Origin of the sequence: Pseudomonas sp. NFACC39-1 (assembly GCF_900110355.1) — a bacterium.
GTDB lineage: Bacteria > Pseudomonadota > Gammaproteobacteria > Pseudomonadales > Pseudomonadaceae > Aquipseudomonas > Aquipseudomonas tehranensis.
This window is the reverse complement of record NZ_FODL01000013.1, coordinates 113,036-134,848: the sequence shown is the minus strand read 5'-3', so window position 1 is coordinate 134,848 and position 21,813 is coordinate 113,036. Positions and strand designations below refer to the sequence as shown.

The 21,813-nt window shown below is 59.7% G+C and carries 18 protein-coding genes; 7 read left to right on the top strand and 11 right to left on the bottom strand.

The window, feature by feature from the left end:
• Positions 1 to 212 precede the first annotated feature (212 nt).
• Positions 213 to 980 carry a DODA-type extradiol aromatic ring-opening family dioxygenase gene (locus BMY45_RS22955; protein WP_092401916.1) on the bottom strand — a complete coding sequence of 256 codons (768 nt, stop codon included), beginning with the start codon at positions 978 to 980 and terminating at the stop codon, positions 213 to 215.
• Positions 981 to 1,084: 104 nt separating this feature from the next.
• Here BMY45_RS22955 and BMY45_RS22950 point away from each other — a divergent pair, with 104 nt between their 5' ends.
• The gene (locus BMY45_RS22950) at positions 1,085 to 1,738 is read left to right on the top strand and encodes a thiopurine S-methyltransferase (RefSeq protein WP_092401913.1); all 654 of its coding nucleotides are present in this window, start codon (positions 1,085 to 1,087) and stop codon (positions 1,736 to 1,738) included.
• A 193-nt stretch (positions 1,739 to 1,931) separates the two neighbouring features.
• Here the strand turns inward: BMY45_RS22950 and htpX are convergent, their stop codons facing one another.
• Positions 1,932 to 2,819, bottom strand: a complete 888-nt coding sequence (gene htpX / locus BMY45_RS22945) for a protease HtpX (protein ID WP_047226371.1) — start codon at positions 2,817 to 2,819, stop codon at positions 1,932 to 1,934.
• Positions 2,820 to 3,118: 299 nt separating this feature from the next.
• Positions 3,119 to 4,330, bottom strand: coding sequence for a pyridoxal phosphate-dependent aminotransferase (locus BMY45_RS22940; RefSeq protein ID WP_092401910.1), 1,212 nt, complete (start codon positions 4,328 to 4,330; stop codon positions 3,119 to 3,121).
• Positions 4,331 to 4,550: 220 nt separating this feature from the next.
• Here BMY45_RS22940 and msrB point away from each other — a divergent pair, with 220 nt between their 5' ends.
• From msrB to BMY45_RS22925, 3 genes are all read left to right on the top strand, one after another.
• Positions 4,551 to 4,946, top strand: a complete 396-nt coding sequence (gene msrB / locus BMY45_RS22935; protein WP_092401907.1) for a peptide-methionine (R)-S-oxide reductase MsrB — start codon at positions 4,551 to 4,553, stop codon at positions 4,944 to 4,946.
• A gap of 259 nt (positions 4,947 to 5,205) precedes the next feature.
• Positions 5,206 to 5,691 carry a glutathione peroxidase gene (locus tag BMY45_RS22930; RefSeq protein ID WP_092401904.1) on the top strand — a complete coding sequence of 162 codons (486 nt, stop codon included), beginning with the start codon at positions 5,206 to 5,208 and terminating at the stop codon, positions 5,689 to 5,691.
• On the top strand, positions 5,688 to 6,149 hold the full coding sequence (locus tag BMY45_RS22925) for a MarR family winged helix-turn-helix transcriptional regulator (protein WP_092401901.1): 462 nt from the start codon (positions 5,688 to 5,690) through the stop codon (positions 6,147 to 6,149). The genes BMY45_RS22930 and BMY45_RS22925 overlap by 4 nt, the downstream gene beginning before the upstream one ends.
• On the opposite strand, the gene BMY45_RS22920 is transcribed toward BMY45_RS22925, so the two are convergent.
• On the bottom strand, positions 6,133 to 8,454 hold the full coding sequence (locus tag BMY45_RS22920) for a hybrid sensor histidine kinase/response regulator (RefSeq protein WP_092401898.1): 2,322 nt from the start codon (positions 8,452 to 8,454) through the stop codon (positions 6,133 to 6,135). The two genes, BMY45_RS22925 and BMY45_RS22920, sit on opposite strands and share 17 nt — an antisense overlap.
• A gap of 163 nt (positions 8,455 to 8,617) precedes the next feature.
• Between BMY45_RS22920 and BMY45_RS22915 the strand changes: the two genes are divergently transcribed.
• Together BMY45_RS22915 and BMY45_RS22910 are read left to right on the top strand one after the other, a co-directional pair.
• A complete protein-coding gene (locus BMY45_RS22915; RefSeq protein WP_092401895.1) occupies positions 8,618 to 9,508 on the top strand; it encodes an ATP-binding protein in 891 nt (296 codons plus the stop codon).
• On the top strand, positions 9,505 to 9,987 hold the full coding sequence (locus BMY45_RS22910) for a GAF domain-containing protein (RefSeq protein WP_092401892.1): 483 nt from the start codon (positions 9,505 to 9,507) through the stop codon (positions 9,985 to 9,987). The genes BMY45_RS22915 and BMY45_RS22910 overlap by 4 nt, the downstream gene beginning before the upstream one ends.
• 131 nt (positions 9,988 to 10,118) lie before the next feature.
• On the opposite strand, the gene BMY45_RS22905 is transcribed toward BMY45_RS22910, so the two are convergent.
• The 7 genes from BMY45_RS22905 to BMY45_RS22875 all read right to left on the bottom strand — a co-directional run bounded on the left by BMY45_RS22905 (position 10,119) and on the right by BMY45_RS22875 (position 20,273).
• On the bottom strand, positions 10,119 to 13,067 hold the full coding sequence (locus tag BMY45_RS22905; RefSeq protein ID WP_092401889.1) for an HD domain-containing phosphohydrolase: 2,949 nt from the start codon (positions 13,065 to 13,067) through the stop codon (positions 10,119 to 10,121).
• Positions 13,068 to 13,184: 117 nt separating this feature from the next.
• Positions 13,185 to 16,742, bottom strand: coding sequence for a transporter substrate-binding domain-containing protein (locus BMY45_RS22900; protein WP_092401886.1), 3,558 nt, complete (start codon positions 16,740 to 16,742; stop codon positions 13,185 to 13,187).
• Between the two features lie 74 nt (positions 16,743 to 16,816).
• Complete coding sequence (locus BMY45_RS22895; RefSeq protein WP_047226381.1) at positions 16,817 to 17,443, bottom strand: response regulator transcription factor; 627 nt, start codon at positions 17,441 to 17,443, stop codon at positions 16,817 to 16,819.
• Between the two features lie 378 nt (positions 17,444 to 17,821).
• Entirely contained in the window at positions 17,822 to 19,150 is a 1,329-nt protein-coding gene (locus tag BMY45_RS22890) for a deoxyguanosinetriphosphate triphosphohydrolase (protein WP_092401883.1), read from the bottom strand.
• An 84-nt stretch (positions 19,151 to 19,234) separates the two neighbouring features.
• Positions 19,235 to 19,570, bottom strand: a complete 336-nt coding sequence (locus tag BMY45_RS22885; RefSeq protein WP_047226383.1) for a hypothetical protein — start codon at positions 19,568 to 19,570, stop codon at positions 19,235 to 19,237.
• The gene (locus BMY45_RS22880; protein ID WP_047226384.1) at positions 19,567 to 19,956 is read right to left on the bottom strand and encodes a phage holin family protein; all 390 of its coding nucleotides are present in this window, start codon (positions 19,954 to 19,956) and stop codon (positions 19,567 to 19,569) included. The genes BMY45_RS22885 and BMY45_RS22880 overlap by 4 nt, the downstream gene beginning before the upstream one ends.
• A gap of 2 nt (positions 19,957 to 19,958) precedes the next feature.
• Positions 19,959 to 20,273: an ElaB/YgaM/YqjD family protein gene (locus BMY45_RS22875; protein WP_047226385.1), complete on the bottom strand. Its 315-nt coding sequence runs from the start codon at positions 20,271 to 20,273 to the stop codon at positions 19,959 to 19,961.
• Between the two features lie 329 nt (positions 20,274 to 20,602).
• Here BMY45_RS22875 and BMY45_RS22870 point away from each other — a divergent pair, with 329 nt between their 5' ends.
• Positions 20,603 to 21,811 carry an ammonium transporter gene (locus BMY45_RS22870; RefSeq protein ID WP_092401880.1) on the top strand — a complete coding sequence of 403 codons (1,209 nt, stop codon included), beginning with the start codon at positions 20,603 to 20,605 and terminating at the stop codon, positions 21,809 to 21,811.
• Positions 21,812 to 21,813: the final 2 nt, after the last annotated feature.

Sequence of the window (21,813 nt, the reverse complement as noted above, 5' to 3'; positions counted from 1 at the left end):
CTCTCGGGCTGATTGATCGAACATAAAAAATCCCCGACTGGTTCGGGGATTTTTTTTGCCTGTTGGTTGGTGTTCATTCAGGTTGAGCGGCATTGTCCCATTCGCGAGCAAGCCCGCTCCCACAGGGAATTGCAGTGAACACAGCATTTGAGGGCCCTGCGATCCAGTGTGTGAGCGGGCTTGCTCGCGAATGGAGCGACTCGGTCTATCTGTCAGTCAAACCGATAGATGTCCATTCCCAAAGCCCCCATGGTGAACCCCTGGTGGGCAACGCTGAATTCACCCCCTGCACCCCGGGCAAAATACAGTGGCAACAAGTGCTCATCACTGGGATGGCTACGCACGGCGTGGGGTGCCTGGCGACGGTAATCATGCAGCGCGGCTTCGTCATCCGCTGCCAGTTTCTCCACCATCCAGTCACGAAAAGCCTTGGCCCAGGGCTCAATGCTTTCGGGGCCGGCGTTCCAGTCCAGTTCGCGCAGGTTATGGGTGATGCTGCCGGAGCCGATTAGCAACACGCCTTGCTGACGCAGGCTTGCCAAGGCCTGGCCGACCTGCGTCTGCAACGCGGGTCCCTGGCGACTGGGCAAGGAGACCTGCACCACCGGGATGTCCGCCGTGGGGTACATCAAGGACAGCGGCACCCAGACGCCATGATCGGATGGCCGCCCTGTGTCGAGGCGCGCCGGCAGGTGCGCGGCATTGAGCAGGTCCGCCACGTGCGCCGCCAGTTGCGGATCGCCTGGCGCCGGATATTGCACCTCGTACAGGGCCGGCGGGAAGCCGCCGAAGTCGTGCCAGGTGCGCGGGTGCGGATTGGCGCTGACCAGCAGTTCGGTGCTTTCCCAGTGCGCCGACACGATGACGATCGCTTTCGGGGTGGGCAGTTGCGCGGCCAGGCGAGCCAGTGCCGGGCCGCTGTCGCCGGGTTCCAGGGCCAACATCGGTGAGCCATGGGAGATAAACAGGCTGGGCAGCATGAGCGGACTCCTGAGCGTTAAGATGTTGCCATCTTCTGTCAGGTCTATGATCTAAATCTAATATAAGTTTTAGCCCGTTTTAATCGGTTTTTTGGGAGTGAGAGATGGAGCCTGAGTTTTGGCACAAGCGTTGGTCAACGAATCAGATCGGTTTTCACTTGCCAGAGGTGAACCCCTATCTGCAACGTTTCTGGCCGCAACTGGGATTGTCGCAGGGCAGTCGAGTGCTGGTGCCCCTGTGCGGGAAAACCCTGGATTTGTTGTGGCTCGCCCATCAGGGGTATTCGGTGCTGGGTGTGGAACTGTCTGAAAAAGCCGCAGTGGATTTCTTCCTTGAGCATCATCTTGAACCGAGCGTGAGTGAAGAGGGCGCGTTCAAGGTGTTCCGGGCCGCTGACATTGAAATCCGCTGCGGTGATTTTTTTGCCCTGAGTCCGGAGGATGTGAGCGATTGCTCGGCGCTGTACGATCGCGCCGCATTGATCGCTTTGCCTGGGCCGATGCGGGAGCGGTATGCGGCTCATCTGCAGACGATTCTGCCGCAGTGTGTCGGATTGCTCATTACTCTGGATTACGCTCAGGATGAGATGTCCGGCCCACCGTTTTCCGTAGGGGATGACGAAGTGCAGAAGTTGCTGGGTGAAGGCTGGAGGCTGGAGGTTCTGCAGGAGCAGGATGTGCTGGGGGAAAGCTGGAAGTTCTTGCAGGCTGGCGTCAAAAGACTGGATGAGCGGGTGTATCGGGTTTCCAGTCGTTGATGTGGCGTGCCCGCTGGCCTTATCGCGAGAGCAGGCTCGCTCCCACAGTTGATCCGTTGCGAACTGTGAACTGGCGCTCGCCGAAGCCCCCTGTGGGAGCGAGCCTGCTCGCGATGGGGCCAGACCAGGCAACTCATAAATCAGACAGAAAAAAGCCCGCATCGCTGCGGGCTTTTCTTGAAGCTTGAACCTGTCAGCCGCGACGACGCAGTGCGTCGATACGCTCTTCCAGTGGCGGGTGGCTCATGAACATGCGAGCCAGGCCTTGCTTGATGCCACCGTTGATGCCAAAGGCATTGAGGGTATCGGGCATGTGTACGGGCAAGCCTTGCTCGGCCCGCAGGCGTTGCAGGGCGCCGATCATGGCGCTGGTGCCAGCCAGGCGTGCGCCGGCATCATCTGCGCGGAACTCACGTTTGCGCGAGAACCACATGACGATGGCGCTGGCGAGGATGCCCAATACCAGCTCGGCGAAAATGGTCGCGACGTAGTAGGCGATGCCCTGGCCTTCTTCATTCTTGAAGATCACCTTGTCGACGAAGTTGCCGATGATGCGGGCAAAGAACATGACGAAGGTGTTCACGACGCCCTGGATCAACGCCAGCGTCACCATGTCGCCGTTGGCGACGTGACCGATCTCATGGGCCAGCACGGCCTTGACTTCATCCGGTGAAAACCGCTCGAGCAAGCCCTGGCTGACGGCGACCAGCGCATCGTTCTTGTTCCAGCCGGTGGCGAAGGCGTTGGCCTCGTAGGCTGGGAAGATGCCCACTTCCGGCATCTTGATGCCGGCCTCGCGGGACAGCTGCTCGACGGTTTGCAGCAGCCATTGTTCGTGGCGAGTGCGCGGCTGAGTGATGATCTGGGTGCTGGTGCTCATCTTCGCCATCCACTTGGAGATGAACAGCGAGAACAGGGAACCGGCGAAACCGAACACCGCACAGAAGATCAGCAGCTGACTGAGGTTGAGGTCAACCCCGTTGGCCGCCATGAACCCGTTGAAGCCAAAAAGGCTCAGGGTGATGCTGGCAATCAGCACGACCGCCAGGTTAGTGGCCAAAAACAGCAGGATGCGCATCATGGTTGTGGAAATCTCCTCATGCTAAAGATGTAGCGTTATGCGGGGTATATAAGGTGCCGCCGCAGGCTATTCAACATGCCGACTATTTCAAACTGTGTCCTACAGGCGTCGCAAATGTTTGAAAGACTTTTCTGAAAGTGCCCGTGGAAAAGAAAAGGAGCGCCCGTACCCCGTGAACGTTGAGTCGCGCTGCGCACCGTTTGCCGCGCCTTCAGTGTAGAAGGCCTGCCGAAGCGCGCGAAACGGATGTGTTGCTGAATCAAACAGCGTGCGAGTCGACCCCTCGCACGCCACCTGGATTACTGGCGGTAGGACTTGAGGAAGTTACCGATCCGGCCAATGGCCTGGTCCAGGTCGTCGACCCGCGGCAGGGTCACGACGCGGAAGTGATCCGGCCATGGCCAGTTGAACGCCGTGCCCTGGACCACCAGCAGCTTTTCGGACAGCAGAAGGTCGAGGACGAATTTCTCATCGTTATGGATCGGGCAGACCTTTGGGTCGATCCGCGGAAAGGCGTACAGCGCACCCATTGGCTTGACGCAACTGACACCGGGAATGTCATTGAGCAATTCCCAGGTACGGTTGCGTTGCTCCAGCAACCGGCCCTGGGGCAGGATCAGGTCATTGATGCTCTGGTAGCCGCCCAGCGCAGTCTGGATCGCGTGCTGGCTCGGCACGTTGGCGCACAGGCGCATATTGGCCAGCATGTCGATGCCCTCGATGTAGCTTTGGGCGTGATGCTTGGGGCCGGAGATGGCGATCCAGCCGGAGCGGAAACCCGCCACCCGATAGGATTTGGACAGGCCGTTGAAGGTCAGGCACAGCAGGTCCGGCGCCAGTGAGGCGGTGCAGATGTGCACGGCATCGTCGTACAGGATCTTGTCGTAGATCTCGTCGGAAAACACCACCAGGTTATGCTGGCGAGCCAGTTCCAGCATGCCCAGCAGGACCTCCCTGGAGTACACCGCGCCAGTGGGGTTGTTCGGGTTGATGATCACCAGTGCTTTGGTGTTCGGGGTGATCTTGGCCTTGATGTCCGCCAGATCGGGGAACCAATTGGCCTGTTCATCGCACAGGTAATGCACCGGATTGCCGCCCGACAGGCTCACGGCGGCGGTCCACAATGGGTAGTCCGGGGCCGGCACCAGCACCTCATCGCCGTTGTTGAGCAAGGCTTGCATCGACATCACGATCAGTTCGGACACGCCGTTGCCCAGGTAGATGTCTTCGATGCCGACACCTTCGACCTGTTTCTGCTGGTAGTACTGCATCACCGCCTTGCGGGCGCTGAACAGGCCCTTGGAGTCGCTGTAACCCTGGGCGGTCGGCAGGTTGCGGATAACGTCCTGGAGAATTTCATCGGGCGCTTCGAAACCAAAGGGCGCCGGGTTGCCGATGTTCAGCTTGAGGATGCGATGGCCTTCCTCTTCCAGGCGCTTGGCGTGCTTGAGCACCGGGCCGCGAATGTCGTAGCAGACGTTGGCGAGCTTGTTCGATTTGCTGACCTGCATGGCGATGTGTTCCCGAAAATGAACGATCCAGGCGGCGAGTGAACTACCGTACTGGGGATCCTGCGTCTGTGCCCAGGCGTGACGCGGTACATGCGTGACAATCCGTTTGAATGCGCATGGCGTGACTGCCAGACTGGCGCCTGACGAGGCGCAATCATACGTGCCGCCCGATCTGCGGAAAAGCGTCGGATCGGGCTTTTTCAATTGCCGAGGTAGGACGATGGAAAAGTTGCAGAAAACCCTAGAAGAATGGCGCGCCATGCTTGACCCGGAGCAGTACAACGTCTGTCGGCTGAAGGGCACCGAACGGCCATTTTCCGGTAAGTACAACGACACCAAGACTGACGGCGTATACCACTGCGTCTGCTGCAACGAGCCACTGTTCGATTCGCGGACCAAGTTCGATTCCGGCTGCGGTTGGCCAAGTTTCTACGCGCCGATCGAAGGCAGCGCGGTAGTGGAAGTGCGCGATGTCAGCCACGGCATGATCCGCACTGAAGTGGTCTGCGCCCAGTGTGACGCGCATCTGGGCCACGTCTTCCCTGACGGCCCGCCACCCACCGGCTTGCGTTATTGCATCAATTCGGTGTGCCTGGATCTCGGACCCCGAGGGTAAACCGTGTGCGGTCCTTTGTGGCGAGGGGATTTATCCCCGCTGGGTCGCGAAGCGACCCCAAACAGGTTGAATGCAATCAGCCTGGCACAGCCAAGTGATAGCCATTGGGCTGCTGCGCAGTCCTGCGGGGATAAATCCCCTCGCCACAAGCTCGTCCGGCGGAGCCCTTGTGTTGCGAGCGGGTTCGGATAATTAAATTGCATGCAATTTAATTGATCGCTATCTTCTGTGTCCTCTTCTTCCCATCTGGAGCCTTGCCATGAGCGACAACCTGCTGAGCATCCCGTGCACCACGATCAAGGGGGAGCAAAAGACCCTCGCCGATTTCGCCGGCAAGGCTGTGCTGGTGGTCAATACCGCCAGTCAGTGTGGCTTCACTCCTCAGTACAAGGGGCTTGAGGCGCTGTGGCAGACCTACAAGGACCAGGGCCTGGTGGTGCTGGGCTTTCCCTGCAATCAGTTTGGCAAGCAGGAACCGGGCAACGAGGGGGCGATTTCCGAGTTCTGTGAGCTGAACTTCGGTGTGAGTTTTCCGCTGTTCAAGAAAATCGAGGTCAACGGCGCCAATGCCCATCCGCTGTTTGTCCAGCTCAAGCAGCGGGCGCCCGGCGTACTGGGGTCCAAGGGCATCAAGTGGAATTTCACCAAGTTCCTGATCGGTAAGGACGGGCAGGTGGTCAAGCGTTTTGCCCCAACCACCAAACCCCAGGACCTGACCGCTGAGATCGAAGCCTTACTCAAATGAATGATCTGTCAGTCGATGCGCTGAAACTCGACAGCCAGTTGTGCTTCAAACTGTACGCCGCGTCGCGGGCGGTCATTCGCGGCTACAAGCCCATGCTCGATCAGCTCGGCCTGACTTATCCGCAGTACCTGGCGATGCTGGTGCTGTGGGAGTGGCAGGAAGATGCGCCGGAACAACCCACGGTCAAGGCTCTGGGCGAGCGGCTACTGCTGGATTCGGGCACGCTGACGCCGTTGCTCAAGCGCCTGGAACAACTGAGCCTGGTTCAGCGCCAGCGTTCGGCCCGCGATGAGCGGGAGGTGCATCTGAGCCTTACGCAAACAGGCTGGGAATTGCGTGAGCAGGTCGGTCCACTCAAGGCCCGTCTGTTATGCGACAGCGGGCTTGACCTGGACCGCCTGGGGGCGTTGCGAGACGGTCTTGATCATCTATTGGGGCAGATCAAAGCGCTGACGTAAGCGGCACCCACTGGTCCAGCAACGCCGCCAGCTCTTCGCGCCGAAACGGCTTGGACAGGTAGTCGTTCATGCCGGCGGCCCGGCATCGCTCACGTTCCTCAGGCATGGCGTTGGCCGTCAGTGCGACAATCGGCAGATCCGGCCAGCGCCCGCTGCGACGGATCTGGCGACTGGCTTCGTAACCGTCCATGACCGGCATGTTGCAATCCATCAGGACCAAATTGAAATCCCTCTGTTCGAGCAGGTCCAGGGCTTCGGCGCCATGGGCCGCGACGATGACTTCGCAGCCCAGCTTCACCAGCATGCCCTTGGCCACCAGTTGGTTGACCGGATTGTCTTCCACCAGCAAGACCCGCCCGCGTTTGGACGGCGCCAGGGTTTCGATCTGAGCGTCATTGATGGTGGTGGCGTCGCTTTGCAAAGCGCGACGCAGAATCTGATAGAGGGCATGGCGCGCCAGGGGCCGGGCCTGCTGTAACAAAGGGGCAAGGACGGTGGCTTCTTCACTGGGCAGAAAACTGCCATATGCGGTGACCAGCAGGATGGGCGCGTCGAAAGTGGGACGCATATTGAACAGGCATTCCGGGCAGTCAGTAATCAGGACATCAGGCTTGAGGCCCAGCAATCCGTCATCCACCGAACGTCTTTCATAGTCCAGCCCCCAGCCGGGCAACAGCATGTTGAGCAACTCGGCCAGGCCGCTGCTGCGGTCGGTGATGGCCACGACATTGCCGTGCAAGGGCTCGACGGGCGTCGCGGCGGTATGGCAGGGCAGGGGCAGGTCAGCGCAGAACTGGCTGCCGAAGCCGGCTTCGGAGGTGATCGTCAACTGGCCTTGCATGGCTTCACAGAGGTTGTAGGTCAGCGCCAGGCCCAGCCCGGTGCCACCGAACTGGCGGGTAATGCCAACACCGGCCTGGGTGAACGGTTGGAGAATGCGCGCCTGGGCTTCCTGGGGGATGCCGATGCCGGTGTCACAGATCTCGATTCGCACGCCGTCTTCATGTGGACTCAAACGCACGTCGACCCGGCCGAAGCGAGTGAACTTCAGCGCATTGGACAGCAGGTTGCTGACGATCTGGCGCACCCGGGTCGGGTCACCCAGGACCTGTGCTGGAAACGCCGGATCGATCAGGCAGGCCAGCTCGACGCTGGGAGCGGCGTTCTGGGAAAGCAGGTTGGCGGTGTCTTCGACCAGAGAGCCAAGGTCGAACGGGATGCGTTCGAGTTCCAGTTGACCGGCGTCGAATTTCGACAGATCAAGGATGTCGTTGAGCAGTTCAACCAGCACCTTGCCCGAGTCATGAGCGATCGATAGCTGTTGCTGTTGTTCGGCCGTCAGGGGCCCATCCAGTGACAGCGCGATCATTCCCAGCAGACCGTTGAGCGGCGTGCGGATCTCATGGCTCATGTTGGCCAGAAAGACGGAGCGGGCTTCGGCCATATCCAGGGCGGTGCGCCGGGCTATTTCCAACTCCTCGTTGGACTGGCTGAGGCGGGCATTGATGGCTTTGAGTTCGGCGGTACGGGCCGAGACGATGTTTTCCAACTGCGCCAGATAATCGGTGAGGCGATTTTCGGCCGTGCGCCGTTGCTGAATCTCGGTGGCGATATTTTCGAACTGCTGGTTGGCCACCGAGACCAGTACACCGATCTCGTCCTGTTGGTGGCCGGAGGGGCATTCCAGGCGACTCTGCTCGCCGCTACTGGGGTCGCGGCTGCTCAGTTCGCGGATGACCCGGACCAGGGGCTTGGTCAGCATCACATAAAACAACGCCAGCAGCAGACCGGTCAGGATCAGGCTGCGGGCGAAACCGTTGAGCAGCGTCACTTCGGCGCGGCGCAGGAACCGGCTGCCGAAAGCATAGGTGTCAACCTCCAGCCGCAGCACGCCCAGGGACTCGGCCGGCAGGTGGTCCAGATAGAGGCGATCTTCGAACTGGCGCTGGGCACCGAAGAGAAAGTCGCTGATGAACCGGTAACTGCTCTGCAGTTCGGGGCGTTTGACGCTGGCCAGCACGGTGTTGTTGTTATCGATCAGTTGGGCACCGATGATGGCTGGTGAGCGCAACAGGCCCAAGGACAGCTCCTGGGCGAGTTCGGCATCGATGTTATAGGCAATACGCGATGCCGGGTTGTGGCTGATTTCCAGCAGTGACAGGATTTCACGGTTGATCGACGCGTCTTCGCTGGCATAATCGATGCCGATCTGCATCAGGCTGAGCAAAGTACCCAGCACGAAACCCACCAGAACGGTCAGCCGGGCCTGCTTGTAGGACAGCCGTTGGGTGAATCTGATGTCCATGGAATGATGAACCACTTACGTTTCCCTTCGCCGCTCAAGCATAGCTGATCATCTCTGAATACCGATGCAGCCGGTTTATGTTGTGTGGGATAGACCCGCCATTGGGTACGGCGTTTCGTCGCTGTTGCGCCATCATCACTGTGAACCTGTCCGAGGAGAAGACGTGGACTCTCGATTGAATGCGTTTCTTGAGCGTGCCGATGCGGTGCTGGCTCGCATAGAGCCCTTGCTGCCCGCTCCACGGCCGACTATCGACTGGACCCGGACGCTGGCGGCCCGTTGGCAGCGCGACGGGCGCAGTGGTTACCTGCTGCCGCTTGAAGTCAGCCTCGACATGCGTCTGTCGGACCTGATTGGCGTGGATCGGCAGGTTGAACAGCTGGGTCGCAACACCCAGCAGTTCATCGATGGCCTGCCGGCCAACCATGCGTTGCTGTGGGGCTCGCGTGGCACTGGCAAGTCGTCTTTGGTGCGCGCGTTGCTGGCCGAACATGCCCAGCATGGCTTGCGGTTGATCGAGATCGAGCGCGATCACCTGGCCGATCTGCCGCGGGTGGTCGAACAAATCGCAAAACTGCCACAGCGCTTTGTGCTGTTCTGCGATGACCTGTCGTTCGAATCCGGGGAGGGCGATTACCGCGTTCTTAAAAGCGTGTTGGACGGGTCTCTGGAACAGGCACCGGACAACGTGCTGTTGTACGCCACCTCTAACCGCCGTCACCTGGTGCCGGAAAAGGAAAGCGACAACGAGAACTGGAAGCGGGTCGATGGCGAGCTTCACCCCAGCGAGGCCGTGGAGGACAAGATTGCACTGTCTGACCGTTTCGGGTTGTGGCTGTCGTTTTATCCGTTTACCCAGGAGCATTTCCTCAACGTGGTGGAGCACTGGATCGGCGAGCTGGCGGCCAAGGCCGGGCTTGCCTGGCAGCGTGATGAAGCGCTGGATGTACAGGCAGTACGTTGGGCCACCGGGCGCGGCAACCGCAACGGACGTTGCGCTTATCAGTTTGCCCGATATTGGGTGGGCCTCAAACTTCTGGAGAGTAAGGCATGATCGATTTGAAAGGCACGGGCGAAGGTCTCGACGGCTACGGCTTGTTAGCGGCACAGCTTGAGTCCTTGTTGGCCGATGAGCGGGACTTCATCGCCAATGCCGCGCAGTTTTCGGCCTTTCTGTTCAGTCAGCTGGACGACTTGAACTGGGCAGGCTTTTACCTCAATCGCAACGAAGAACTGGTGCTGGGCCCATTCCAGGGACAGATCGCCTGCGTGCGAATTCCCTTTGGCCGTGGTGTGTGCGGGACAGCGGCGGCGACCCGCCAGACCCAGCGTGTCGAAGACGTCCATGCCTTTGCCGGGCATATCGCCTGCGACAGCGCGTCGAACAGCGAACTGGTGGTGCCGCTGGTCAAGGGCGGGCGCCTGATTGGCGTGCTCGACCTGGACAGTCCGAAACTGGCACGTTTTACTGAGCATGATCGGGCCGGTATTGAACAACTGGCCGAGATTTTCCTGCGCCTGACAGACTGCTGACCCGCTTCCTGCAGGAGCTGGCGAAGGCTCGGGCCGCGTTCGGACGATCTTTTGATCTTTCGCGTGAGATTCAAAGGTCAGCAGAAAGAACGCAGCCTCGCTTGGCTCGGCAGGTCCTACAGGGATAGCTTTCATGCTTTGAGCCCCGCTTTGGCCAGCAGGCTGTCCGGGTCGACTTCATCGATCTGGCGCGGATCGAGAAACTGGTTGGCGTAGCTCAGATAGATCTTTTCACCGATGAACAGCCCGAACAGCTCTGGATCGATGTGGGCGTCACGGCACATGGTGGCCATGATGCCCAGGGCTTCACTCAGTTTCTTGGCCTTCTTGTAAGGGCGATCGGCAGCCGTCAGCGCTTCGAATATGTCCGCAATCGCCATCATGCGCGCAGGCAGGCTCATCTCCTCGCGTTTGAGTCGCTTGGGATATCCCGTGCCGTCCATCTTCTCGTGATGCCCGCCGGCGATCTCCGCCACGTTGTCCAAATGGCTGGGAAAGGGCAACTGACTGAGCATCAGAATTGTTTGCACCATGTGATGATTGATGACGTAACGCTCTTCTCGCGTCAGCGTGCCCCGTTTGATGCTGAGGTTGTACAGCTCGCCGCGGTTGTATTTCCAGGGCGGCACATCGAGCTGGAAACCCCATGGGTTGTCCGCCGGGATCAGCTCGGCTTCGAGCCGCTCCAGCAAGTGTTCGGGCTTGTCCGCCAGCAACCGTTCAGTCACTGGAAGCGTAGGCTTTGGGGTGCGTGCCTGGCGGCGGTTCTCTTCCCAGGAAACCCCCAGGCGGTCATCCAGGGTTCGGGTCCAGGGGCGTTGGGCGATATCTTGCAAACGTTGCAGGTCGGCGTCGGCCATGGCCTCTGAGCCGAGGTTGCAGTGGGCGACGAAGGCAAAGTCGTCATCGAGGCTGGCCAGTGTGGCGTCGCGTCGCTGGGCCAAGGATGACGGCTCGCCACCCGTTGCCAGGGCCTGCCAGTAATCGACCCAGGCGTCGCGTTTGAGCACCTCGAAGCGCGTTCGGATCTCGTGAATCCGATCGTTCAGGGTTTCCAGTTTGGTGGCTTTGTCGACCACGTATTCGGGTGTGGTGACCTTGCCGCAATCGTGCAGCCAGGCGGCGATGTGCAGCGCTTCCCACTCATCCTCCGTGGGTTGGTAGGCCTGGAATGCCGACGCCTGGCTGGCAGCGGCGGCCTGGGCGAGCATCAGCGTCAGGGCTGGAACCCGCTGGCAATGACCGCCGGTGTAAGGACTCTTGGCATCGATCGCCCCGGCCAGCAGTTGAATGAACGAATCGAGCAGTTGTTTTTGCCGGGCTTGCAGGCGCTGGCCTTCGATGCTCACGGTGGCGGCGCCGGACACGGCCTGCAGGAAAGCGATACGGTCCGGCTGCAGTTTTTCCAGGTCGGCTTCAGTACCGCTGTCGGTGATCAGCAGCACCAGAACCCCGACGGTTTCCTGGTGGCGATTGCGCAGGCGGATGCCGATCAGATGAACCCGAGGGGCGTCCAGTACCAGCAAGACACTCTTGAGGTCGGCGGCCTGCTCGAAGCCCAGCGAGGTGACCAGGTTGTCCGCGGCGTCCAGTTGCTGCAGCCATGGCGGGCTGTCCGGCGCCTTGAGCGCATGGCCTTGCAACTCGAAGGCTGCAAGGTCCCGAGGCGTTCCATCGATGACCAGCCCGTAGGGCCTGACCCGATCGTCATCGTTTTCGCGCAGGTAAATCAGGCCGGCCTGGGCCTGAGCGATTTTCACCGTCTCGAACAACACCCGCTCCAGCAATGGGGCAAAGCGGGTTTCAGCGCGCAGACTGGCGGTGATTTCGAAGAAGCTTGCCAGGGTCTCTTTCATTCGCGCCATCGAAACGCCCAACTGATCGACCTCCAGCACCGGGGAGCGACGGGACACCGGGTAATTGAAATCGAAGCTGCGAATGGCGTCGGCCTCCTGCACCAGGGCGCGCAGGGGCTTGACCAGGATCCTGGAGGTCAACCAGCCCAGGGGCAGGCACAGGAGCAGGGTGGCCAGGGTAATCAGCGCGCCTTGCCAGCGCATGCGATAGGCATCGGCCAGCAACTCATCTTCAGGGACCAACAACGCCAGTTCCAGGCCCTGCGGCCCGCCTTCCTGCATGTGGCTGCGCGAAACGATCCATTGGCGTCCACCTGCCTCCAGGCGTGGGGTGTCGGTGTTGTCGTCGAGTGCGGCGGCGATGGCCGGGCTGAGGTCGCGTGCCTTGATCAGGCGTGCCGACTGGGTGTCGGTGATCAGCCGCTGACTGTCGGGGTAGGCGACTGTATTGCCCTGGGGGTCGAGCAGCACAATTTCGGTGCCGGCGGTCACCCTGTGCTTGGCCAGGGTCTGGGACAGGGACGCCAGGGTCAGGTCGGCAGCGATGACCGCCTGTTCGCCACTGCGCCGGGCGAGGGTGGTGCCCAGGTTTTGGGTGGAGAAGAAGACGTAGGGTTCGGTGGTGATTTGCTCGGCGCTTGCCAGCGCGCTGCGAAACCAGCCTCGATTGCGCGGATCGTAGGATTCGTCGGCAATGTCCTGGTGGCCAATGAGCGTCAGGTTCTGGTCGTAGAACAGCGACTGGGCATGAACCTGGCCGGGGGTAGCTGTCCGATCCACGGTCCAGACCTGGTAGGCCGCGTTGGCCGGCGCGTTAAGTGCGGTCTTCAGGGTTTCGGTGCGCAAGGGGCGGACCATCAGGAAGTCGCCATTGCTGTCGCCCAGGTACAGCGACGCCAGGTTCGGGTTGTCCCGCAGCGCCTGGCTGAAGGGGGCGAGCAGGGCCAGGCGCTGAGCTATCCTGGATTCATGTGTCGCCGGGTAATCGGCCAGCAGGCCCAACAGGTGGCGGATGGGTTCATAGGTGTCATACAAATCCAGGCGTACGTCCTGCTCGATGCGGTTGAACAGTTTTTCACTGCTGGACAGGATGATCTGCGTTGTCTGGTGATAGTTGAAAAGGCCTAGCACCGCACCGGTCAGCAGCATGAGCAGCGTAAACATCACGCTGATGTGCACGTGCAAGGGGAACCGGCGTTGTTGCGGACGCGGTGCGCTGGGCATTGCAGTCACTCCAAGTATTGGTGGGCGTTCCCAACTCATTCCCTGCCGCGCCGGGGGATGCCAATTGAGAACGCCCCTGGTGCGCACTGCTGAGCGATCAGCATAGTAAACGCTGGATTATTTTGCCTTGGCGATCTCTGTTTCCAGGGCGCGCTCCAGTTCGGTCATGGCCTGGTCGAGCGCCTCGGTACATTCGCCAATGGGGTGCGCACCCTGTGCCTGGCGGCAGGCGTGTTCCAGCGCCTCACATCTTTGTATCAACGAGGTCGCCTGCACTATTCGGGCGACGCCTTTTATTTTGTGTGCGGCCTCGGTCAGGGCTTGTCTGTCCCCACTGCGGGCAATATCGAGCAACTCCCGGCGGTCCGAGCGATTGCTGCTGAGCAGCTCTTCCAACAGGCGCCGGATGGACAAGGGGTTGCCACCGGTCAAGGCCTGCAGGCTTTGCACATTGAAAGCCTTGGGCCGGCTGGTGGATCTGACCGTTTTCATCCATTGGCTCAGGGCGCTCAGGCTGATCGGTTTGAACAGGCAGTCGTCCATTCCGGCGTCCTGGCAGCGTTGTTTCTCCTCCGGTTGTGCGTTGGCGGTAAACCCCAGGATGGTGCAGCGCGGCAGTTCGCGTTCGCACTCATGGCGACGAATCGAACTGGCCAGTTCGTAGCCACTCATGATGGGCATGTTGCAATCGGCGATGACCAGGTCGAAATCCCCTTCATGCCAGGCTTTGAGCCCTTGTGCGCCATCATGGGCGACCTGATGGTGATGACCCAGGTACTCCAGTTGCTGCGACATCAACAAGCGATTGGCCGGATGGTCATCCACGATCAGAACGCTCAAGGCCGCCGTGGCCGTTTCAACGACGGGCTCCGGGGGTACGCAAACCGTGGAGGTCGGCAGGGTAGTCAGTTGCAGTGAAATCTGGACCCGGGTACCGATGCCCGGCTCGCTGCTCATGTGCAGGCTGCCGCCCATCATCTGGCACAGGTTGCGACTGATCACCAGGCCAAGTCCTGCGCCCGTTCGCGCCATCCGGCCGGTATTGTCGACCTGGGAAAACGGCTCGAACAGACGTTGCAGGTCTGCCGCACTGATGCCGATGCCGCTGTCGCTGACCTCCAGTTGCATGTGCAGGGTGTCATCCGGGGCGGCCGGAGACAGTTGGACCTTGATTTGAACCTGACCCTGTTCGGTAAATTTGAGGGCATTGCTGATCAGGTTCGAGAGCACCTGTTTGAATCGCAAGGGGTCTATCAGGACGTCCGGGTTGCCTTCGGCCGGGTCGAACAGCAGCGACAATGCCAGGTTCTTCTGTCGGGCAACGCCTTCGAAAACCCGTATGACCGATTGCAGCAAGGCCCTGAGATTGACCCGTTCGGGTGCCAGGCTCAGGTGACCTGACTCGATCCGTGCAATGTCCAGGATATCGCCGATCAGCTCCAGCATGCCGGAAGCCGATTCGTACGCCACTTCTATTGTCGAGCGGTCCAGATGGCCCTTGTCGGCATGTTTCAAAGCCAGCTCCAGCATGCCGATCACCGCGTTCATGGGGGTGCGGATCTCATGGCTCATGGTCGCCAGGAACGTGCTTTTGGCGCGGTTCGCATCATCGGCCCGCTCCTTGGCGGCGCGCAGTTCATCGAACAGTTGGCGTCGTTCGCTGATGTCGATCCAGCCGCCGATGATGCCTTGTACTTCGGCGTTGGAATTTCGGTAGGGGAGAATCCAGTGATAGATGGTCAGTTTGTCATCCCCGATATGTAACGGGCGATCCATGACCAGCGGAGTGCCTTCGGCCATGACCCGCTGATAGTCCGCCTGGTACTCCTGCGCTTCGAAAGCATTGCTCATGGACCCAGGCATGACGTTCTTGCCGATAACCTCTTCGCGTTTCACATTGAACGTCTGCAAGTAGCTGTCATTGCAACTTTGCAGGAAACCGTTGCGATCTCTGACGTAGATCGGGTGAGGGGTGCCGTTGAGCAGCGAGTGCATGAACTCAAGCTGGTCATTGAGGGCCAGCTCCGCCCGTTGACGTTGCCTGATCTGGCGCTGCATGTAGGCATTCCATGCCAGTGACAGCAGCAGCAACAGGCCGACGCCGGCGACGATCTGGAAAAACAGGCGGTTATAGGTGCGCCACGCGTGTTCCGATGCTGACACGTAACCTCGCCAACGATTATTGATCACGCCCAGTTCGTCTGGGTCGATGCTGGTGAGGGCTTTGTCGAGAATGGAGTTCAGCTCCACGGCGTCTTTGGCCGTGGCCAACGAGAACATGGCCTGACGAGTTCCTACGGTACTGCTGATTTGCAAGGTGTCTCGCAACGAGTGCGACGAGATCAAGTAGTTGGCCATGACCAGAGAGTTCACGCTGCCGTCGATCTGACCCTTGGCGAGCATTTCCACGGCATGGAGAGGGTCGTCGGTTTCGATGATCTTGATGTCTGGGTACTGGCTGCGTAGCCATTCAATGATCGGATTGCCTTGAGTGATGGCCAGGCTTCGGTCCCCGAACTGGTCGAGGGTTGCCGGGGTGTCGGCTTGCTTGCGGGTCAGCAGGACGAATGAGCTGTCGACGTAGGGGCGGCTGAACTTCAATTGTTGTTGCCGCTCGCTGCTCGGTAATAGCGCTGCAATCATGTCGACCTGACCGTTCAGGACCGCGGCAATCATTTCGCTGTCATTCTGAGTGCGCTGGATCTCCAGGCGGATGCCGGTGCGCAACCGGATCAGCTCCAGCAGGTCGGCACTGATGCCACGAAAATCACCATCGGCGTCGAAAAAAGTGAAGGGCGCCGCGGTTTCGTTTACCGCGACTCGCACCACCGGGTGCCGTGCCAGCCAGCGTTGCTCCCGGGCAGTCAGTTGTATCTTGTGTTCCGTGAGATACAAGTCGCTGCCAGCGCTCCAGCGCTTGGAAATGGCCGCTTGCTCGGTGATGGAAATCTGGTTCAGCGTGGCATTGATGGCCTCCAGCAGCCGGGTATCGAGACTTCGAACCGCGAAACCGAATCCATAGGACTCATGCTTGCCGAAGCTGGCCATGCGGATGTTGCTCAGGTAACCCTTGCTGATCATGTAGTGGGTGGAAATGGTATCGCCGAGAAAGACATCCGCCTGGCCAAAAGCGACGGCGTTTATGGCGTTCTGGTAGGAGGGGTAGGTGCTGATGATTGCCTTGGGGTAAAGCTTTTCGATTTCCCGCAGCGGCAGGTAGTGATAAACCATGCTCAGCCGCAATCCCTGGAGATCTTCAGTCAGGGAACGGCTTTCATTCGTCCGGGTGACGAGAACGGGCTGGTCCACTGCATAAGGGGTCGATAGCACAATGCCGGGGGTGCGAGCTTCGAAACCATTGGCGGTACCCAGCATGTCGATTTTTCCATTCTTGAGGGCAGCAATGGCCTCGTCCCGGGTCGCGAAACGCAAAACCCGCATTGGCAGACCGATCGCCCTGGCGATGACGCCGGCGTAGTCGGCGGTCATGCCCTCGTAGTCTTGCCCGCTGGTGGACAGATCGAAGGGCGGATAATCAGGGGCAGAAGTCCCCAGTACCAATTCCTGCCGGTCCTGTAACAGGCTACGGTGAGCGTCATCCAGCAGCACCTCGACATGAGCCGCCGTCGAACGACCCAAAAGCGTGTAGTGCTCGGGCATCCCCGGCGTCGCCATGAGGCCGTGCGTATATAACCCCGCGCTTAATAGCAGGAGGCATCTACTTATGCATTTGAGCATCCGGTCTTTTCTCACACCAGCGCGTTGCGCTTCGCCATTTCAATCAGTTCTACCAGGGACTTGACCTTGAGTTTTTGCATCAATCTTTTTTTGTAAGTGCTGACGGTCTTATTGCTGAGAAACATACCTTTGGCTATTTCCTTATTGGTACGGCCCTGAGCAAAAAGTTGCAGAACCATCAACTCTCGGTCATTGACGCTCTTGAACAGATCCAACTCTATGCTGCGAGGATCGTCCTGGCGGACCGGGTTCAGTGCCTGGCTGGGGAAATAGTTATAACCGGACAACACCGCCTTGATTGCGCTGACCAGCTCGCTGAGGTCTTCCTGTTTGCAAACGTATCCCGAGGCACCGGATTGCATGCACCGGATACCGAAAAGCGTTGGGGACTGAGCGGTGAGCACCAATGTTTTAAGGGGTGTGGTCATGGCGTTGAACCGTGAGAGAATTTCCAGCCCGTCAAGCCTGGGGATGCTGATGTCCAGAATGACCAGGTCCGGCATGCATTCGCGCACCATTTGCATCGCATCCACACCGTTGTCAGTTTCCCCTACGACCTTATAGCCCTCATGCTCCAGGAGCATGCGAACGGCGAGGCGGATGACCGGGTGGTCGTCGACAATGAAAACGGAGTTCATGAATAAAGTCCCTACGAGCTTAATAAAGCGCGCACCTTAGCCCAGTTAATGCCGGGGTCGTATGAGGAGACAGGCATACATATTCAATTTCAGAAGTTTCCTACAAAAAAAGAGGCGGGGTACTACGGTGTGATTGGGTTTTTAGTAGGTGAATGAACTAGGAAGGGGAATTATTGCCCGTTTGGGAGGGGAGATTTCTTTCGGTATGTTGTTTATATAAACAAATAGAGCAAGGGTTTTATTCAGTATTAATGGCAGGTCATCCGACTTTTCAGAAGCGAGTGCGACGCTCCATTGCCGTTTACCCCGCCCCGTGGGGCGGGCCTGTCAAACCTCAACTGCTGCGCCTTCACATCCAGGCTCGCCACCGACGCCCTCTCATTGGCGAGTACGGCCCGTCATCTCCTGAGCCATTTCGCTGGCGTAGCTGTCAGTCATCCCGGCGATAAAATCGATCATCCGCAAGAATGCACCATGCAACGAACCGTTCGGATCGGGCGCGTTGTTACCCAGCAGATCGAGAATTCGCCGATTCTTGAACGAAGGCGTGCGACCGCCATGTTGCTCCAGGGCGGCGCCGCAAAACCCGTTGAGCAGGATTTCCAGCGTGGTGTAGGCGCCGATCTCATGCAGGGTCTTGCGCTTGTCCTGGAAGATTTTCTTGCGCGCCATGTCCTTGGCATTCAATACGCAACGTTTGGCTGGGCCATGCATGTGTTCCACCAGGTCCCCTGGCAGCGTACCGGCCAGCAACGCTTGCTGCTGCTCGACGAAAGCCCTGGCGGCGGCGTTGGTCAGATGTTCGATGGCCTTGCCTCGCAGGATCGCCAGTTTGCGCCTTCGCGAGTCCAGTGGTCCAAGTTGACGGTAAGTGTCCGGGAGATCGTCGCCCACCAGGTCCAGAAGTAGCGACTCCACTTGCGGGTATTCCAGCAGCTCCATTTCCACGCCGTCTTCCAGGTCGATCAGCGCGTAGCAGATGTCATCGGCGGCTTCCATCAGGTAAACCAGAGGATGCCGTGCCCAGCGCTGGTCTTCGAGCTGAGGCAGGCCGAGCTTGTGGGCGATCTGTTCCAGCAATGGCAGTTCGCTCTGATAGCAACCGAACTTGTGCTTTTTGTAGCCCAAGGAGTCCGCGTGACGGGCGGTCCAGGGGTATTTGAGGTAGGTACCGAGGGTGGCATAGGTCAACCGCGTACCACCGTCGAACTGGTGATACTCAAGCTGGGTGAGCACCCGAAACCCCTGGGCGTTGCCTTCGAAATTGAGAAAGTCGTTGCGCTCGGCCTCGGTCATGGCGTCGAGCCAACCGCGACCGGCGGCCTGCTGGAACCAATAGCGGATGGCGTCTTCACCGGAATGACCGAATGGCGGGTTGCCGATGTCATGGGCCAGGCAGGCCGATTGCACCACCATGCCCAGGTCACTTGGCTCGCACCAGTCAGGCAGGGCGCTGCGGATGGTTTCCCCCACGCGCATGCCCAGGGATCGCCCCACGCAACTGACTTCCAGCGAATGGGTCAGGCGTGTGTGGATGTGGTCGTTGCTGGAGACCGGATGCACCTGGGTCTTGCGTCCGAGGCGCCGGAACGCGCCGGAAAAAATGATGCGGTCATGGTCTTTGTGGAACGGGCTGCGGCCCAACTCTTCCGGGCTGTGCAGCGTTTTTCCGAGGCGCTCGCGAGTCAGCAGGGTGTGCCAATCCAAGGCTGGTTGCTCCGTTTGATAAGGTCGATGTCCTAGCTTCGCGGTTCGCGGGGCACCTCGCAAGGCCTATAGGCTATGGCTACGTCAGGGTTTGCGCACACTTTTGGCCAGTTTGATGAGCGGCAGCAGGGTCGTTGCCAGCCGGATCAGTCCCGTCAGGCTGCTGGTGCGGCCGCTGCGGGTCCGTTTGCCGGTGAGAAAACCGAGCAAGGACACCGCCGCCACGCCCCAGAGCGGCGCGTGCTTGATGCCGAAACCCTCGTGCCAGCTTTGAGTGAAACCGCGCACCCGTTGCAGAGGTTGCAGCAGTTGGCGGGTTTCCTGGCGGATTTCCTGTCGGTGCATTTCCATGCGCAGACGTACCAGCGCCTTGCGCATTTCCTGTCGTGTCCGGGCTTGAGGAATATCAGGCAGACTCATGGCAACAGGCGCTCCCGGTCGTTGGCCAATTCTTCCAGAGTGGCATGGAAGGGTGAGGACTCATCATAGATCGCTGCCTTGAGTCGCAGACCGCAGAACAGGGCGGCCAGCAGATAAAACAGACACAGGCCAATAATTCCCGCCAGACGATAGGTATCCCATACCAGGATCAGTACCAGCGCCGACAGCCCGACCAGCAGCAACAGCGCAAACACCAGCGCCAGCCCTGCGAACAACAACAGGCTGACTGTGCGTGCCTTCTGTTCCTGCAATTCGATGCCGAACAACTCGACATGGCTGTGCAGTAATCCGAGAAACGCTGCGCCCAGGCGGCGTGCTGTAGGTTGTGTGCCCGCTTCGGACGAGCCGGATTCGTCAATGCCCATCATTAGCGCCGTGTCGCCAGCAGGCCGATCAGAAAGCCCACGCCCGCGGCGATGCCGACGGATTGCCAAGGATTGGCCTGAACATATTCCTCGGTGGCGATCACCGCCGCCTGGCCGCGCTCACGCACTGAGTCTTCGGTCAACTTCAGGGTCTCGCGGGCGCGCAGGAGGGTTTCATGGATCTGACTGCGCAGTTCATCGGCCTGGTCGCCAGCCAGTGTCGCGGTGTGATCCAACAGCCGTTCGGTGTCGCTGACCAGCGTCTGAAAATCTTCCATCAGGATTTCTTGAGCAGTCTTTGCCTGGGTTCTGGCCATGGGGGAATCTCCGTAAGGACGTCTGAAGCGTTCGAGTATGAGCCATACCGGAAGGTTCAGTGAAACTGACTGGTACAACTTTTGCTCAGGGTTTTGCCGTGTACTGGTGCGTCCCCCTGCGCCTGTGCGCTGAAGCTGGGCGTCAGCCCGTAAAACCTTAACCCAGAAAATCAGAATCCGCGAAGCACTCCCAGCGGAACACCGTCTTGTCGGTTTTTGTGCACTCATTCGGTTCATCGATTCTTCGAGGCGATGTTTCGACTTGGTGCGCGGGCAGGGCGAATGAACTGGTTTGGTGCTTTTCTCAACTTTTCAGGTCTGCCAACACCATGGAAAATATTCAAAGCGCTGTGGACACTCTGGTCCACAGCTCCAACACACTGTTCATTTTGCTCGGTGCGGTCATGGTTCTGGCGATGCACGCCGGTTTCGCCTTCCTTGAAGTGGGGACCGTCCGCCAGAAGAATCAGGTCAATGCTCTGTCGAAAATCCTCAGTGATTTCGCCGTCTCCACTCTGGCCTATTTCTTCGTGGGCTACTGGGTTTCCTACGGCGTGACCTTCCTGCAACCTGCTGCGGTGCTCAACGTCGATCACGGTTACAGCCTGGTGAAGTTTTTCTTCCTGTTGACATTCGCCGCCGCGATCCCAGCGATCATTTCCGGCGGTATTGCCGAGCGTGCCCGATTTGCGCCTCAGTTGTGTGCCACGGTGTTGATCGTCGCGTTTGTGTATCCATTCTTCGAAGGCGTGGTCTGGAACGGCAATTTCGGCCTGCAGGCTTGGTTGCAGGCCCAGTTCGGCGCTGGCTTCCATGATTTTGCCGGCTCGGTGGTCGTGCATGCCATGGGCGGATGGCTGGCGTTGGCGGCCGTGCTCTTGCTGGGGCCGCGTAACGGCCGTTACCGGGACGGTCGACTGGTGGCGTTCGCGCCATCGAGTATTCCTTTCCTGGCCTTGGGGTCGTGGATCCTGATTGTCGGCTGGTTCGGCTTCAACGTGATGAGCGCCCAGACGCTGCCGGCGGTGAGCGGGCTGGTGGCGATCAATTCATTGATGGCCATGGTCGGCGGGACTGTGGCGGCGTTGGTCGTCGGACGCAATGACCCCGGCTTTCTGCACAACGGCCCGTTGGCCGGGCTGGTCGCGATCTGTGCCGGTTCGGACCTGATGCACCCGATCGGCGCACTCGTGACCGGAGCGATCGCCGGTGCCTTGTTTGTCTGGTTTTTCACCGCGGCCCAGGGCAAGTGGAAGATCGACGATGTGCTCGGTGTCTGGCCGCTCCACGGGTTGTGTGGTGTCTGGGGCGGCATTGCTTGCGGCATCTTCGGTCAGAGCGCTCTGGGCGGCCTGGGCGGGGTCAGTTTGATCAGCCAGCTGATCGGCACCACGCTGGGCGTTGTCGTGGCCCTGTGCGGCGGGTTCGCGGTCTATGGTGCGATCAAGGCTGTGGTGGGACTGCGGCTGACTCAGGAGCAGGAGTATTACGGCGCCGACCTTTCGATCCACAAGATCGGCGCGGTCAGTCAGGACTGATC